At 43.9% G+C, this 14596-nt stretch carries 14 protein-coding genes and 1 pseudogene; 1 reads left to right on the forward strand and 14 read right to left on the reverse strand.

Going from position 1 to position 14596, the window contains the following annotated elements; all coding sequences use genetic code 11:
* Nucleotides 1–98 precede the first annotated feature (98 nt).
* The 6 genes and pseudogenes from GJQ68_RS17355 to GJQ68_RS17375 all read right to left on the reverse strand — a co-directional run bounded on the left by GJQ68_RS17355 (nucleotide 99) and on the right by GJQ68_RS17375 (nucleotide 5112).
* Complete coding sequence (locus GJQ68_RS17355) at nucleotides 99–1568, reverse strand: Gfo/Idh/MocA family protein (RefSeq protein ID WP_162418564.1); 1470 nt, start codon at nucleotides 1566–1568, stop codon at nucleotides 99–101.
* A 173-nt stretch (nucleotides 1569–1741) separates the two neighbouring features.
* Entirely contained in the window at nucleotides 1742–1891 is a 150-nt protein-coding gene (locus GJQ68_RS23410; RefSeq protein WP_235941706.1) for a hypothetical protein, read from the reverse strand.
* Nucleotides 1891–2304, reverse strand: coding sequence for a hypothetical protein (locus GJQ68_RS17360; protein ID WP_162418565.1), 414 nt, complete (start codon nucleotides 2302–2304; stop codon nucleotides 1891–1893). The genes GJQ68_RS23410 and GJQ68_RS17360 overlap by 1 nt, the downstream gene beginning before the upstream one ends.
* A complete protein-coding gene (locus GJQ68_RS17365; protein ID WP_162418566.1) occupies nucleotides 2301–3143 on the reverse strand; it encodes a hypothetical protein in 843 nt (280 codons plus the stop codon). The genes GJQ68_RS17360 and GJQ68_RS17365 overlap by 4 nt, the downstream gene beginning before the upstream one ends.
* Nucleotides 3144–3519: 376 nt before the next feature.
* The gene (locus GJQ68_RS17370) at nucleotides 3520–4218 is read right to left on the reverse strand and encodes a class I SAM-dependent methyltransferase (RefSeq protein WP_162418567.1); all 699 of its coding nucleotides are present in this window, start codon (nucleotides 4216–4218) and stop codon (nucleotides 3520–3522) included.
* A 174-nt stretch (nucleotides 4219–4392) separates the two neighbouring features.
* Nucleotides 4393–5112: pseudogene (locus GJQ68_RS17375) on the reverse strand (TerC family protein).
* A gap of 297 nt (nucleotides 5113–5409) precedes the next feature.
* On the opposite strand from GJQ68_RS17375, the gene GJQ68_RS17380 reads away from it, so the two are divergent.
* The gene (locus tag GJQ68_RS17380; protein WP_162418568.1) at nucleotides 5410–6357 is read left to right on the forward strand and encodes a ketopantoate reductase family protein; all 948 of its coding nucleotides are present in this window, start codon (nucleotides 5410–5412) and stop codon (nucleotides 6355–6357) included.
* A 138-nt stretch (nucleotides 6358–6495) separates the two neighbouring features.
* Here GJQ68_RS17380 and GJQ68_RS17385 read toward each other — a convergent pair whose 3' ends face one another.
* From GJQ68_RS17385 to sufC, 8 genes are all read right to left on the reverse strand, one after another.
* The gene (locus GJQ68_RS17385) at nucleotides 6496–8193 is read right to left on the reverse strand and encodes a DEAD/DEAH box helicase (protein WP_162418569.1); all 1698 of its coding nucleotides are present in this window, start codon (nucleotides 8191–8193) and stop codon (nucleotides 6496–6498) included.
* Nucleotides 8194–8454: 261 nt separating this feature from the next.
* Entirely contained in the window at nucleotides 8455–9741 is a 1287-nt protein-coding gene (locus tag GJQ68_RS17390) for a citrate synthase (RefSeq protein ID WP_162418570.1), read from the reverse strand.
* Nucleotides 9742–10038: 297 nt separating this feature from the next.
* A complete protein-coding gene (locus GJQ68_RS17395) occupies nucleotides 10039–10455 on the reverse strand; it encodes a BrxA/BrxB family bacilliredoxin (RefSeq protein WP_162418571.1) in 417 nt (138 codons plus the stop codon).
* Nucleotides 10456–10482: 27 nt separating this feature from the next.
* Entirely contained in the window at nucleotides 10483–10818 is a 336-nt protein-coding gene (locus GJQ68_RS17400) for a DUF59 domain-containing protein (RefSeq protein ID WP_162343716.1), read from the reverse strand.
* 5 nt (nucleotides 10819–10823) lie between these two features.
* The gene (locus GJQ68_RS17405) at nucleotides 10824–11255 is read right to left on the reverse strand and encodes a SufE family protein (protein WP_162418572.1); all 432 of its coding nucleotides are present in this window, start codon (nucleotides 11253–11255) and stop codon (nucleotides 10824–10826) included.
* Nucleotides 11256–12512 (reverse strand): aminotransferase class V-fold PLP-dependent enzyme, encoded by a 1257-nt coding sequence (locus GJQ68_RS17410; RefSeq protein ID WP_162418573.1) that lies wholly within the window; start codon nucleotides 12510–12512, stop codon nucleotides 11256–11258.
* Nucleotides 12487–13797 carry a Fe-S cluster assembly protein SufD gene (sufD, locus tag GJQ68_RS17415; protein WP_162418574.1) on the reverse strand — a complete coding sequence of 437 codons (1311 nt, stop codon included), beginning with the start codon at nucleotides 13795–13797 and terminating at the stop codon, nucleotides 12487–12489. The genes GJQ68_RS17410 and sufD overlap by 26 nt, the downstream gene beginning before the upstream one ends.
* Before the next feature lie 25 nt (nucleotides 13798–13822).
* Nucleotides 13823–14584, reverse strand: a complete 762-nt coding sequence (gene sufC, locus GJQ68_RS17420) for a Fe-S cluster assembly ATPase SufC (RefSeq protein WP_162418575.1) — start codon at nucleotides 14582–14584, stop codon at nucleotides 13823–13825.
* Between the last annotated feature and the right edge of the window lie 12 nt (nucleotides 14585–14596).

Genomic DNA, 14596 nt, shown 5'->3' on the forward strand with positions numbered 1-14596 from the left:
TTATTCTGTCAATAGGTGTCTTGCTATATCGTAAAAGGCATAAAAAAACCCTGAAGATGTGCTCCAGGGTTTGGTATAGGTAAGGATAAGATCCGAATTTATACTTGCGGTAACTCGAATCCTTCCCGGTAAGACTTGCTGACAAATTGATTGGCAGGCTCGAAATTGGTTACCTTCATGTTCTTTCCGTCCCAAAGCAACTTAATGCCTCTTCCCGGATAGTTGTATCCATCGCCGTCGGCTTGTGGTTCCCGGTAGTCGTAGCTTCGAATAGCCAGATTACCCATCAGTACGGATTCTGTCAAAGGTCCAGCAATGGAAAAGGGAGAACTTAGTTCCCTGTATTCCTTACTGCCATGTCCGGCAATGCAAGCATTAACCCACTGGGCATAATGGCCACCGATACCCCCTTCTACCCGGGGCAGCGTAGGTGCCACGTTTATGCTTTCATTAATAGAGGTCGGTAATAATTTAGGGTCAATTCCATAGGTGGAGCAAACCATCTTTCCCCGGGTACCTTCTATAATTACGCCGTTTCCATTATCTCCCAATTGTTCGTTGGCGCCAAGTTCCTCCGGTCTGCTGGGCTGAATACCTCCATCCATCCAATGGAATTCAAGGTCTTTACCAGAAGGCATTTTAAACCTCAAGGTGATATGGGAAGAAGGAGGGCAACTCTTAGGGAAATACCCTCTCGTAAATTCGCCAGTGTATACCGACCCTACGCTACATTCCGCTTCCGTGGGGTAGCCCAGATCCAGCGTTCGGAATGCTGGTTCCATGAGGTGACAGGCCATATCACCTAAGGCTCCTGTTCCAAATTCCCACCATCCTCGCCAGTTAAAAGGATGCAGGTTTTCTACGTACCCTTTCTTCTCAGCAGTTCCCAGCCATAGATCCCATTCCAAGTTCTTGGGGGCTTTTTTGCCGGATTCGCCAGGCCAGGGAACTCCCTGAGGCCAAACCGGCCGGTTGGTCCATACGTGTACCTTCGTCGCCTCTCCAATTAATCCTGCGGCATACCATTCTCTCATTTGGCGGACGCCATCTCCGGAAGCACCCTGATTTCCCATTTGAGTAACCAGTTTGTACTTTTCTGCCGCTTCGGTCAGCATTCGTGCCTCCTGGATCGTATGGGTAAGTGGTTTCTGAACATACACATGCTTGCCCATTTTCATCGCAGCAAGTGCCTGAACGGCATGATTATGATCTGGTGTGGAAACAGATACCGCATCAATGGAATCGCCTTCTTTTTCCAGCATTACCCTGAAATCATGATAAAAATTTGCTTTAGGATAGGCTTCTATGCTTCTGGAAGCCCTTTCCGGATCCACATCGCATAAGGCCACAATGTCTGCATTGCCACTTTCGTAAAAACTGCGAAGATCCCCGTGCCCTTTACCTCCGGCTCCGATTCCTGCTATCCGAAGCTTGTCGCTGGGGGCTTTGAATCCAGGTCCTCCCAGAACATGACGGGGTACAACGTAGAATCCGGCAGCTGCTGTGGTAGCTGTTTTCAGGAAATTCCTTCGGGAATTAGCCTCATTGGGCATATTGTCTTTTTTCATTAGTTATTTTTTAATTAAACGAATGGTCTAAAATAAAAATTATTTATGAAACATTTTAAAATTTATTCCAATTATCCCAGGCGCAGGTTGATTTGTAAATTAACCGGTAACTGACCGGTATAAAGGTGAAACCACTGCATCACCTGAAATCTTTTCCAGGTCTCACCTTATCCCTATTTGGTTGATGGCGACGGTTTTGGTACCGGCAATTGATATTCCTCCTGAATTTCGGGATCATCTTGATAGCACACCGGAGAGGAAGGCTCGATTACAGGAGTATGTGGCGCCGGGCGACTATTTTTCTCTTCGATTTTACTCTTCATTATTCCTCGGTTTTTTTTGCTAAAACATTCATAATGGTCCGAATATTTTCAGCAATGGAAGCTGGCTTTTTTTCCACTACCGCCTGCGCTAATTCCCCCAGGGTGCCAATCAAATTAAAAGCCACTTGAATGCTTTTTAGGGAAGTTATATTGGCCTTTATTTCCTGATTGATGGCTTGTAGCTGTTGGAGTGCTTCCGCAGCCTCTGGTTCCACAATAAGGGTGGATATTAATTTCATTTCCCTAGCCGTTTCCATGAGTTGGTTGGCTTTTATGCCCATCTCGACAAATGTCGTCTGGCTGATTAATTGCTGACTGATTTTTTCAAAGCGGTAATCATTGAATTTTTTGGCTATTTCCAAAAAATCGTCTGCCACCTGGCTCAAAAAAACGCTATCCACTCTTTCTTTCATTCGTTTAATTTCTCAAATTCATAATGTAAATTCCTGATCTCTTCTGATAATTTCATCACCCCGGATTTAAACCCATCTTGAGACGCCTTTTGATTCTTCCTGGATAGCTCGCTATGGCTTACGGCCAACAGGTCTAATAGACCTGCCATTGATTGTACGCGTAAATGAATGTTATCCGAATCCTCCAATAGACGGTAGTATTTTTCAACAGCCCATTCTTTTTCCAAGGGGCTAAGGGTATCATTGATAGTGAGTGTTTTGTAGTAAGCATACCAACTTTCCTTTTGAATTTCCAGCAGCCCAAGCAGGTTTTTCTCGAGAACAAAAGCTAGTTTTTTGCTGATCAGGCTCAGGTGGGGATCGGCCTCTTTCATGTAATAAACGATCCGATTTTTTCGGTACTGTCCCGTACTTGCATTTACTGCCAATTCTGAGAGCCTTTGGAAGGCTGAGGCCTCTCCTTCAGTCATGTCAATCAGATTTGCGGTTTGTAACCCTTTCACCGGATAGTAGAGATCATAATTCACCAGTCCGGGTGAACCCAACGATTCTAGTCCATTCCAATAATTTTCCAATACCAGAAATAAATTCTTTACTACCCTGTCGGCTTCCTGGTAATCCGTACAGGAGCAATCGAGCTTCCGGTCAATGGTATACGTTTGAATTTTCTGAAAATAACAATCGTCCTTGCAGTGGCTGGTAAAACTGTATTCCAGTTCATGCATGTGATCAAGACCCTGACTGGCCTCGGAAGATAACTGTTGGATAGGTTTAAGGTTGGTACAGGCCAGTAGAAAACCAGGCACTAGAAATATTACCGCTGGAATTTTTCTAACCATGGGCAAAGATACCAAAAAAACTGAGATTTTTGCAGCTGAGAAGCCATATAACCCGAAGAAAACCTTGTTTGAGAAGGCTTTTTTGCAGCGAGAACGGCTTTTACCTTCACATTAAAAATTATCCGATCTGCCTTGTAGCTGGCTACCCTATGGTGGGCCTTGATGAGTCAAGGAAACGATCCTGTGGTTTTCAGGTCCAAATTCCTTGCCGCGTATTAGGGTGTGTCGCGACTCAGGCTGGAGGGCCTGACTATCCGGAAAACTGAGCGATGCAGGTAAACACTATTTTCGATTTACTGCAATCGGAAAGGAATCCAGGTATAAAAAGGCAGTTACATTTTGTTGGGTATGGGAGAGGTTAAAAAACCTGCGGGACTTAAGATTTCGGCGGCTTTTCACAGAGGTAGGTTACTAATACCCGGTCCCGGGAGGATACTTCCCGGACCTTAAAACCAACATTTTTCAACATGGATTGCATGATCCAATCAAAGGTTGAAAATTCTTCCTTAAAATGGATAAGAGTATCTTCGCGTAAGAAATCTCCTCCTCTTTCGCCCTGCAAATCGATAAATTCCTGAATGGCTTTTTCCGGAAATTCGTTTGGGATTACCACATCGTGCAAGTAAAGTTTTCCAGCGGGTTTTAGCACCGAAAAAATTCGCTCCAGTGCCTTTTCCTTCCAGAAATCCGGCAAATGATGCAGGGAAAGGGAGCTGATTACCCCATGTATTGAATTATCAGGCAATTCATAATGTAAGTATCCCCCATGGATAAAGTCAATGTTGTCCAAATCTTCCGAGACTGATTTGGCACGGGCAAAAGAAAGCATGGGAGGGGAAATATCTATGGCATACACTTTTCGGCAGCTTTTGGCAAAGTGTATCGAAAAACTTCCGGTGCCACAACCAATATCTAAAATGGAGGCGTTGGGATCGGGCAGCATCCAACTTTCAGCATGAGCAATTTCTTGTCGGATGTTCCGGAAGTCATCGTGTGAGGGGTCATAGATTTCTACTTCCTCCTGGGAGGCATAGTCCTTTCCCGTTTGTTTGAATTCGTTATAGATCCAGTCCATTTCCGTTTATCGCATTTATATAAGCTAAAATAATTGGAATACCAATAGGTAGCAAATAAGACCTCCGGAAAAGGATACATGCTCGATTATCAAAATCCCGATTTCTGCTCAAGATAGCCAGGGATAAAATGAACTGGTTGGAAGGCTTACGAGAACATTATCCAGCTGTCAACGTCAGCTTTTTTCTTTAATACGTGGGTTTAACTGAACGGTATCGCTGCTACCCTTTTTACGCATCCGCATGTTCACGATTTCTACCCCCAGTGAAAAGAACACAGCAAAATAGATATACCCCTTAGGAACTTCAAAGTGCAACCCTTCTACCAGTAGCATGAACCCAATTAGCATTAGGAACGACAAGGCCAATATCTGCAAAGTGGGATGCTTATTAATAAACCGACTGATGGCACCTGCAAAGGCCATCATAATAGCGATGGAAATGACCACGGCGATAATCATGATAATCACTTCATCCACCAGACCAACCGCCGTAAGAATGCTGTCGAATGAGAAGATGATATCCAGAAAAATGATCTGAAAGATTACGCTTTTCATGCTGGTAGCGGACTTCGGCTTGATTTCCTGAGCCTGGCCTTCCATTTTATGATGAATTTCCAATGTTGACTTGAATAACAAAAAGAGGCCTCCAAGAAAAAGGATCAAATCCCTCGCGCTGAGATCAAATCCGGCGATCGTCACCAAGGGATGCGTGAATTTAATAATATAGCTAATCCCCAACAACAACAATATTCGAAAAATCAAAGCCAAGGCGAGTCCTAACTTTCTGGCTTATGGCTGCTGGTGTTCTGGTAATTTGTTGGAGACAATTGAAATGAAAATAATATTGTCTACACCCAAAACGATTTCTAGAAAGGTGAGGGTAAGCAGGGCAATCCACGTTTACGTGTGAAGAAAAATTTCCATTTTTTATTTTCCTTTATATTAAGTTGCAAATGTGATCAAAATATGGATGGGTAGTATCTGTAGGAATAAACTATTTCTATTCGTTAAGAATTTTAAGCAATAAGGGCGATGGAAACTGGGACGATTTTTAGGACACAGAAAGGTATCGAAATATCTGATGGTGAAAATCAATGCATTTGAAATTGGGTTGGATGCCATTTTCGTTCTAATTTCGTCCGGGGAGCGAAGCAAATGTCGCACTATTATTAAATTGGGTATATCAGAGACATGGTATTTGAAAAGAAACATAAACGGATTGCTATACTGGGATTAGGAGGAGTTGGAGGCTTTTTGGGCGCAAAGCTGCTCCTCGCAGATCGTCCGGCGGGAGTTGAAATTACCTTTGTCGCCAGGGGGGACACCTTGGCATTTTTGCAGGAGAGTGGACTGGTATTTGAGTTCGACCAACAAAAAGCCGTGATTCATCCCGATCGGATTCAGAAAAGTGGCAGCCCTTCCACGCCATGCGATGTGGTTATCCTGGCTACGAAAGCACCGGGATTGGTTGCGGCCGTACAGGAAAATCAGGGGCTCTTTTCCGAAAAGACGCTGGTAATCCCCTTGCAGAATATGGTGGACGCTGCCAGCCGGATCCGTCCCTTCGTTAGGGAGGCTGAGGTGTTGGATACCTGTATCTATCTAATTTCCAACGTTGTTAGCCCCGGAAGGGTGAAACATCTGGGAGGACCGGGGAATGTGGTAGCCGGAGTACTTTCGCAACATGATTTCCAGTGGTTTTTTTCTTTTCTGGAAAATTCTGGCGTGCCAGTCAATTTGACTCCTGACATCCAGCTTCACCTGTGGAGAAAATTTTTGTTTATTTCGAGCTTGGGTTGCCTTAGTGCTGCGTATGGGGTGAGTTTTGGCCAGGTGAAGGACTCTCCAGAACTGATGGCAGACTGGCGGGGATTAATGCAGGAATTAGTAGCACTGGCCCGTGCTAATGGAATCGCACTAAACGATGAAGACCTGGAAGTTACCCTCTCCCTGCTTTCAAATTTTCCTTACGACTCAAAATCTTCTTTTCAACTCGATGTAGAGCAGGGCAAAACCGGCGAAAAAGCGACACTCGTGGAGGATGTCATCGAAAAGTCCCGGCAAGTCGGGTTGGAAGCATTAAACTATCAAAGAATGGGAGAACTAATAGACACAAAAATAAAGGCATTCCGCAAATAATTGGCCTTTCTGTTCGGGAACAAGCACCTGCTTAGGTAAATAAGTTCATCCCCGACAGATGGCCAAAGCGTATGAAATGCAGAAAGTCACCCGGTTAAAGGTGACTTTCTGTTTTAACATCTAAAAATGCTAGGTGAATCAGGGCTTTGAAATTTCAAAATTCACCTGTTTACCTTTAATGGTGTTGGTATTCATTACTTTGATTACGTGCGTAACATCTTTTTTGGGAATGTCCACAAACGAAAAGCTATCGTAAATATCTATTTCGCCTATGCTTCCTCCGGATACTCCGGTTTCACCCGCAATGGCACCTACGATGTCATTGGGACGAATCCGGTCCTTTTTACCCAGATTCAAAAATAGCCGGGCCATATTTGGCTCTCTTTCTCTTTTCCCCTTTCTTCCGCCTCGTTCGCTTCCACGGTGACTTTTGCCCCCCCGGTCACGATCCGGACGATCTCTTCTGGGGCGTTTGTCATCCCTTCCGAAAGCCCGGTCTTTATCGGGAGTGAAATTCATTTCTTTGAACTTTTCCACCGCTTCTCCTAAATGCAACTTCACCAGCCCCATGGCAACCTGCTCCAGGGATATCCCTTCTGCCAATAAATTGCCTATCACTTCTTCAAATACCTGATCGTCTCCGGTTTTGGCAAGCTGTCGGTGAATATCTTTGATAAGCTGCTCTTTCTTCATTTGGATCAATTGATCCACTGAAGGGGGAGCTGCTTTATCGATTGAGGTTTTGATAAACCTTTCCAGATCATTTATTTTGCCAGCATCCCTTCTTCCGGAAACAAAGCTAATGGCAGTTCCTGATTTTCCGGCCCTGCCAGTACGACCTATTCGGTGAACGTAATTTTCTTCGTCCAATGGCAGGTCGAAATTAAATACCGCTTCTACATTTTCTACATCAATGCCCCTGGCAGCGACATCTGTCGCAACCAACACGGCGCAATGCCCTTTTCTGAACTTATTCATGACCTTGGTACGCTGTGCCTGAGACAGGTCACCGTGCAAGGCCTCTGCAGGAACTCCTTTGGCATTTAGTTCTTCCGTAACTTCATCCGTAACCCTTTTGGTATTGCAAAAAATAACACTGAGTTTGTATTGATGAAGGTTTATCAGCCTGCTAATAAGGTCCGTTTTTAAACCAGACCTCACTTCATAATATACCTGTGATATGTTTTCTACGGTTAGTTCTTTTCGGAGTACTTTGATGATCTCCGGATCCGTCTGATACTTTCTGGTAAGTTCCAGAATAGGTTTCGGCATGGTAGCGGAGAAAAACACCGTTTGCCTTTCATTAGGCATGGAACTCAGTATGGTTTCGATGTCTTCGCGAAATCCCATGTCCAGCATCTCATCGGCTTCATCCAGAACAATCACTTCCACCTGACTCAGGTCTAGTGTTCGCCTGTTCATGTGATCCATGATTCTTCCAGGGGTGCCTACTACAATCTGAACACCCCTTTTCAGACTTCTTATCTGCCTGTCAATGGCCTCTCCACCATAAATACAGGTAGAAGAAATTTGCTTTTTGTACTTGGTGAGTTTGACGATTTCTCCCTCTACCTGCACGGCCAGTTCCCGGGTAGGGCAGAGAATCAATGCTTGTGGCTTGCTTTTGCTGGTATCGATCCGGTCGATGATCGGAATGCCAAATGCAGCCGTTTTACCGGTTCCCGTTTGAGCTTGACCGATGACATCGGCGCCTTGTAATAATAGGGGAATGGTTTGTGTTTGAATAGGGGAAGGTTGGGTATAGCCCATATCTTCCACTGCCCTCAGGATTTCTTCCGAAACCCCAAGGTCTGAGAATGTTAATTCGTTTTCCATGAAATGTTCCTTACTTCTCAAAGCCACGGTATTCCTAAATATCCCAGTGTCGATCAACAATAAGGAACCCCACGGCGTAGGAGAAAAATATTAAATTATAATAAGTTGCAAAGGTAAGAAAAAATTATTTTCAAAGCAATGAAATTGACAAGGAACAAAAAATAATTACTTACTAAGCGGATCCACTGCTAAATATTATTTCGAATATAACCAAAAAAAGGGCTGTAAAGCCCTTTTTTATTTGGTATAACTCCTGCTGATTTATCTTTTTTCCATGGGAACGTATGCTCGCTGAGTTGAGCCCACATATACCTGCCGGGGTCTCCCGATAGGTTCGTTGTTTTCCCGCATCTCTTTCCACTGCGCGATCCAGCCTGGAAGCCGACCCAGGGCAAACATGACGGTAAACATATCGGTAGGAATCCCCAGGGCACGGTAGATAATACCGGAGTAGAAATCCACATTGGGGTACAATTTACGTTCTACAAAATAGGGATCATTTAACGCTGCATTTTCCAACTCCTTGGCGATATCCAGTACCGCATCATCGATTCCAAGTTTGTCCAGGACATCGTCGGCAGCTTTTTTGATGATTTTGGCACGAGGGTCAAAGTTCTTATATACCCGGTGACCGAATCCCATCAGACGGAAGGGATCGTTTTTATCTTTAGCTTTTTCCAGGTATTTTTTAGAATCCCCACCATCGTTTTTAATTGCCTCCAGCATTTCTATTACGGATTGATTGGCTCCGCCATGGAGAGGACCCCAAAGTGCATTGATCCCTGCAGAAATAGAAGCATAGATACTGGCTTGGGAGGAACCTACTATTCGTACCGTAGAAGTAGAACAGTTCTGCTCATGATCGGCATGAAGGATGAGTAATTTATCCAGGGCATTCGAAATAACCGGATCTACCTCGTATTTTTCCGAAGGCAAGGCAAACATCATCTTCATAAAGTTGCCGCAAAAATCCAGGTTGTTGTCCGGATAATTTACCGGATGCCCCATTTTATTTTTGTAAGCCCATGCTGCGAAAGTTGGCATTTTAGCCATTAGCCTAACGATGCTGAGTTGAATCTCTTCATCGGTATTGTTGGGGTCCAGGGAATTGGGATAGAAAGCGGTGAGGGAACAAATAAGAGAGGAAAGAACGCCCATGGGATGTGCAACCGATGGAAATCCGTCCAGTATTTTCTTTATATCCTCATGCACAAGCGTATGCTTGGTAATTCTATTAGAAAATTTTTCGTACTGAGCGGAAGTGGGCAGGTCGCCGTTAATCAATAGGTAGGAGACCTCCAGAAAATTAGAGTTTTCTGCCAAATCTTCGATGTTATATCCCCTGTATCTGAGGATTCCTTCTTCCCCATCCAAAAAGGTGATGGCACTTTTTGTCGACCCTGTATTTTTATATCCGGGGTCTATCGTGATCAGACCAGATTGCCCACGGAGTTTGGCAATATCAACGGCCTGTTCGTTTTCGGTACCTTCGATGACTGGTAGATCATATTCTTTTCCTTTAAAGGATAGTTTAGCAATTTCGGACATATTATTTTAATTAAATATATTATAAAACTCCAAATTGGATCAATTCAAAATATAATTTGGCACTAATGTAGTAAAATTTGATCAAATTTCACTTACACACGTACTTGAAAACGACTCTTAACTAACAGATTAAATAATGTTTTATTCTGTAAAAAGAAGAAATAACCTGATCATATTAAAAAAACAGGTTACAAATAATTTTAAATTATGGACCTAGCCTCCAAACTCGAAATTTAATTAAACTCACGCAATTAGTAGAAACAGCGCATCAAAAAAAGCCCCGGAAGGGCTTTTGGATTAACAAAAGTGCTCAAACACTTCGATTAAATGATCACCAATCATCTGGGCTGTTCTTCCCTCAATATGGTGCCGCTCTACGAAATGAACCAGTTCGCCATCCTTAAATAAAGCCATCGCCGGCGAAGATGGAGGGTAGGGCAGTACTTTTTCCCTGAATTTGGCGACTGCATCCGAATCATTCCCTGCAAAAACCGTCGCTAGCACCGTCGGCTTTTTCCCCGATTTATCCAGGGCAAATCGGACACCGGGTCTGGCAGCTCCCGCTGCACAACCACAAACGGAATTAACAACTACAAAAGTTGTTCCCTTGTGGTCCTTCAAATGGTTTTCTACATCCTCTGAAGACCTGAATTCTTGAAATCCTACATCGGTTAATTCTGCTCTCATGGGAGCTATCAATTCCTCTGGATACATATTTTTTTTGTTTGTTGATTTAAAATTTTATAAAAACCCAAGCTCTAGTTTGGCTACTTCTGACATCATGTCCTGGGAATAAGGAGGATCAAAGGTTAATTCTACCTCCACATTATTTACTCCCTCAATTTCCGAAACCCTCGCTTTTACTTCTGAAGGGATGGATTCTGCTGCCGGACAGTTAGGTGAAGTAAGCGTCATCAGAATGTATACGTTGTTGACTGGATAGACCGTTATTTCATAGATCAATCCCAGTTCATACACATCTACCGGAATTTCCGGATCGTACACCTCTTTAATGGCGTTGACCACCTTCCGCTTGCTTTCTTCCTGTTCATCGGTAATTTGTTCTGACTTTTCCATACTTTCTAGGCGTCAATTTTAGATTGGTAGGCAAGAGCGAATAATTTCATTTGCTTGATCATCGCTGCCAGGCCATTGGATCTCTGAGATCCGATTATATTGCCCATGCCTATTTTTTCAATAAAGTATAAATCTGCGTCCAGAATTTCTTTGGCTTTTCTCCCCGATAGTACGCGAATCAACAGGCTTATTAAACCTTTTGTAATATCGGTATTGGAGTCCGCCAAAAAATAAACCTGGCCATCACGAAGATCGGTAGTCAGCCATACTTTCGACTGACACCCTTTGATGATGTTTTCTTCGGTCTTTTCTTTATCTGGAAATGCAGGTAGTTTGTCCCCCAGCTCCATGATGTAGAAAATGGTAGATTCCTTGTCATCGCCAAGGATTTCGAACTCTTCAATGATGTCTTTTTGTACCGCGTCTATCGATGGCATTTAATTTTTTCTTTTCGCTATTCGTGCCAGACTTTCATAAAGCCTGTCAATTTCTTCAATAGTATTGTAAACAGCAAAAGAAGCCCTAACAGTTCCTTCTATTCCAAACCGATTCATAAGAGGTTGGGTACAATGATGTCCCGTCCTCACGGCAATACCCGAAGCATCGAGCATCATGCCTACATCAAACGCATGCATGTTGTTAATCGTGAAGCTCAATACGCTTACTTTGTCCCTGGCAGTACCTACGGGCACAAAGCCCTTAATCGCTGCACATCTCTCGAAGGCATGATTTAACAATTTGGCTTCCTGATTCCGAATGGCATCTTTCCCAAGGTCATTAATAAAGGCAAGGGCGGCATCAAAAGCGATCACATCCGCTATATTGGGAGTGCCAGCTTCAAATTTGTAGGGGATTTCATTGTAGGTGGTCTTGGCAAAGGTAACCTCATGGATCATTTCTCCTCCTCCCTGATAGGGAGGCATGGATTCCAAAAGCTCACGCTTCCCATATAACACGCCTACGCCGGTAGGCCCGTACATTTTATGTGCGGAGAAAGCAAAAAAATCGCAATCCAATTCCTGAACGTCTACATTCAGGTGAGCTGCACTTTGGGCACCGTCCACCAGAAACCTTGCTCCCTGTTCGTGGGCCAGATCTATCATTGTTTTCACCGGGTTGATCGTGCCTAAGGCATTGGATGCATGGACCACAGCTACCAGTTTTGTTTTCGCTGAAAGCAGTTGCTTGTAGGCCTGAAGATCCAATTCCCCACTATCGGAAACGGGAATTATCTTCAGTTGGGCATCGTTCTGCTCACAAAGCATCTGCCAGGGAACAATGTTGGAATGGTGTTCCATTGTGGAAATGATCACCTCATCGCCCGCCTTAATGAACTTTTTCCCAAAGGTACTGGCCACTAAATTGATGCTATCTGTGGTGCCTTTTGTGAATATCACCTCTTCTGCTGAGGGCGCATTGATGAAGGATTTTAGGGAATTCCTTGTCTTTTCAAATAGCTCTGTCGCCCGGGAGGCTAGCGTATGAGCGCCTCTGTGGATATTCGAATTATCATTTTCGTAATAATGCTTCAGGGCATCAATTACCTGATCAGGCTTTTGGGTAGTAGCGGCATTGTCAAAATAGGCGAGAGGCTTCCCGTTGACCTTCTGGTCAAGTACCGGAAACTTCCTGCGAATCTGTGCCAGATCCAATTCTTTTCTCTTTTGATCAGTAATGTCCGCCAAGTCTTGCATGTACTACTTTTTCACAATATTCCTTAAATCCTTCTTCTTTTAGCTGATCCAGCACCTCTCCGGCAAATGCATGCAAAAGCAATGCTTTGGCTGCATCTTTGCCGATTCCTCTGGCCCGTAAATAAAACAAGGCCTCTTCATCCAGTTGTCCCGTGGTACACCCATGCGAGCATTTTACATCGTCTGCCCAAATCTCAAGCTGGGGCTTGGTATTCACCGTCGCATCCTCCGACAGCAGAATATTGTTGTTCTGCTGGAAGGCATTGGTTTTTTGAGCATCCTGCCGCACAAAAATTTTGCCATTAAAGACACCCCTGGATTGGTCCGCCAGAATGCCTTTATACAATTCATTCGATTCTGAATGCGGTTTTTTATGGTCCACGTTGGTATGGTTGTCCACATGCGTTTTACCATTCAGCAGGTACAATCCATACATATTTCCTTCACAATTACTGGCGTTTAGATCCAGACTTAAATTGTTACGGATCATTCCACCTTCCAAACTCAATACGATGGAGGTAAAGCTGGCATCTTGCTGGACTTCCGAACGGGTGTTGCTGACTTCCAGGTTTTTTTTGTGGCCATCTTGCAGTTTGTAGCTACGAACGTGTGCATTTTGCCCCACCTTCCATTCCGATACAGAGTTGACAAAAACCGGATCGTCTCCAAGGTAGATGGTTTGTTCGATCAGGGTAAGCTGGGCATTTTTACCTACTTGTATAAAAACCCTGGGATGGATGCAAGCACCATTTTCATCTGGTCTTACGAAATTAACCAACAATAGGGGCTTTTCAATGATTTTCCCATCCGGAATGTCGATTCGAATTCCGTCACGAAAACACAGCGAATTTAAAGCCGTGAACGGATCGAATTCGTTCTTTTCAATGGCCCCAATTTGAGTCGCTTTTTCTTTACTAAGCTCATTAAGCGTTTGAAGCTGAAAAAGCTGTGGATCTATTTTTGAAAGGTGCGCATCAACTATTCCGTTGTTACATACCAACGTATATCCCTGATCCAACTGGAACAGCTCTTGCTGCCCCTGTATCTCCTTTTGCAGGTTGTCAATGGATGAAGGCGTTCCGAAACGCGTCAGCTGATCCGAAATCCGTTTGCTGATGGCAGTGTATTTGTATTCCTCATTTTTAAGCGTAGGCATGCCCGACACCTCCAAGACCTCTTTTGCTGATTTTTTAAGGTTGGAGTACAGGGGCAAATCCTGCATGGCCGCTGTGCCTGAGAGGAAAATTTTTGCTAGCTTATGATCTTTCTTAGTTGATACCGTCATTTGTAATTGAAACCGTGCAAATTTTTTAAACTGTTGTTCCTGAGATCTCTTCTTTGATCCAGTCATACCCCTTATCCTCAAGTTCCAGAGCGAGGTCTTTTGATCCGGATTTTACGATTCTCCCGTCAAAAAGGACATGGACATAATCCGGCACGATGTAATCAAGTAACCGCTGATAGTGCGTGACGACAATGGTGGCATTTTCCTTGGTCTTGAGCTGATTTACTCCATTAGCCACTACTTTTAGCGCATCAATATCCAGTCCGGAGTCCGTTTCGTCCAGAATGGAGAGGGTGGGTTCAAGTACCGCCATTTGAAAAATTTCATTCTTCTTTTTTTCACCCCCTGAAAATCCTTCGTTAAGCGCTCTGCTCAACAATTTTTGGTCGATCTCCACCAACTTCATTTTTTCTTTCATCAAGGAAAGAAATTTAACAGCATCCAAGGGCTCTTGTCCCCGGTATTCGCGGACTTGATTCACAGCAGTTCTAAGAAAATTGGTCGAACTGACCCCCGGAATCTCTACCGGATATTGGAAAGCGAGAAAAACACCTTCCCGCGCCCTGTCCTCAGGACTAAGGTCCAGCAGGTTTTTTCCTTTAAAATAAACCTCACCTTCGGTAACTTCGTATTCTTCCCGACCTGCCAGCACCGAAGCCAATGTTGATTTTCCGGAACCATTGGGACCCATGATGGCATGCACCTCCCCAGGTTTGATTTCCAGACTGATTCCTTTTAATATAGGCGTGCCTTCTATAGCGGCATGTAGATTTTTTATTGATAACATGTATATTGTATT

Origin of the sequence: Cyclobacterium roseum (assembly GCF_010119225.1) — a bacterium.
Taxonomy (GTDB): domain Bacteria; phylum Bacteroidota; class Bacteroidia; order Cytophagales; family Cyclobacteriaceae; genus Cyclobacterium; species Cyclobacterium roseum.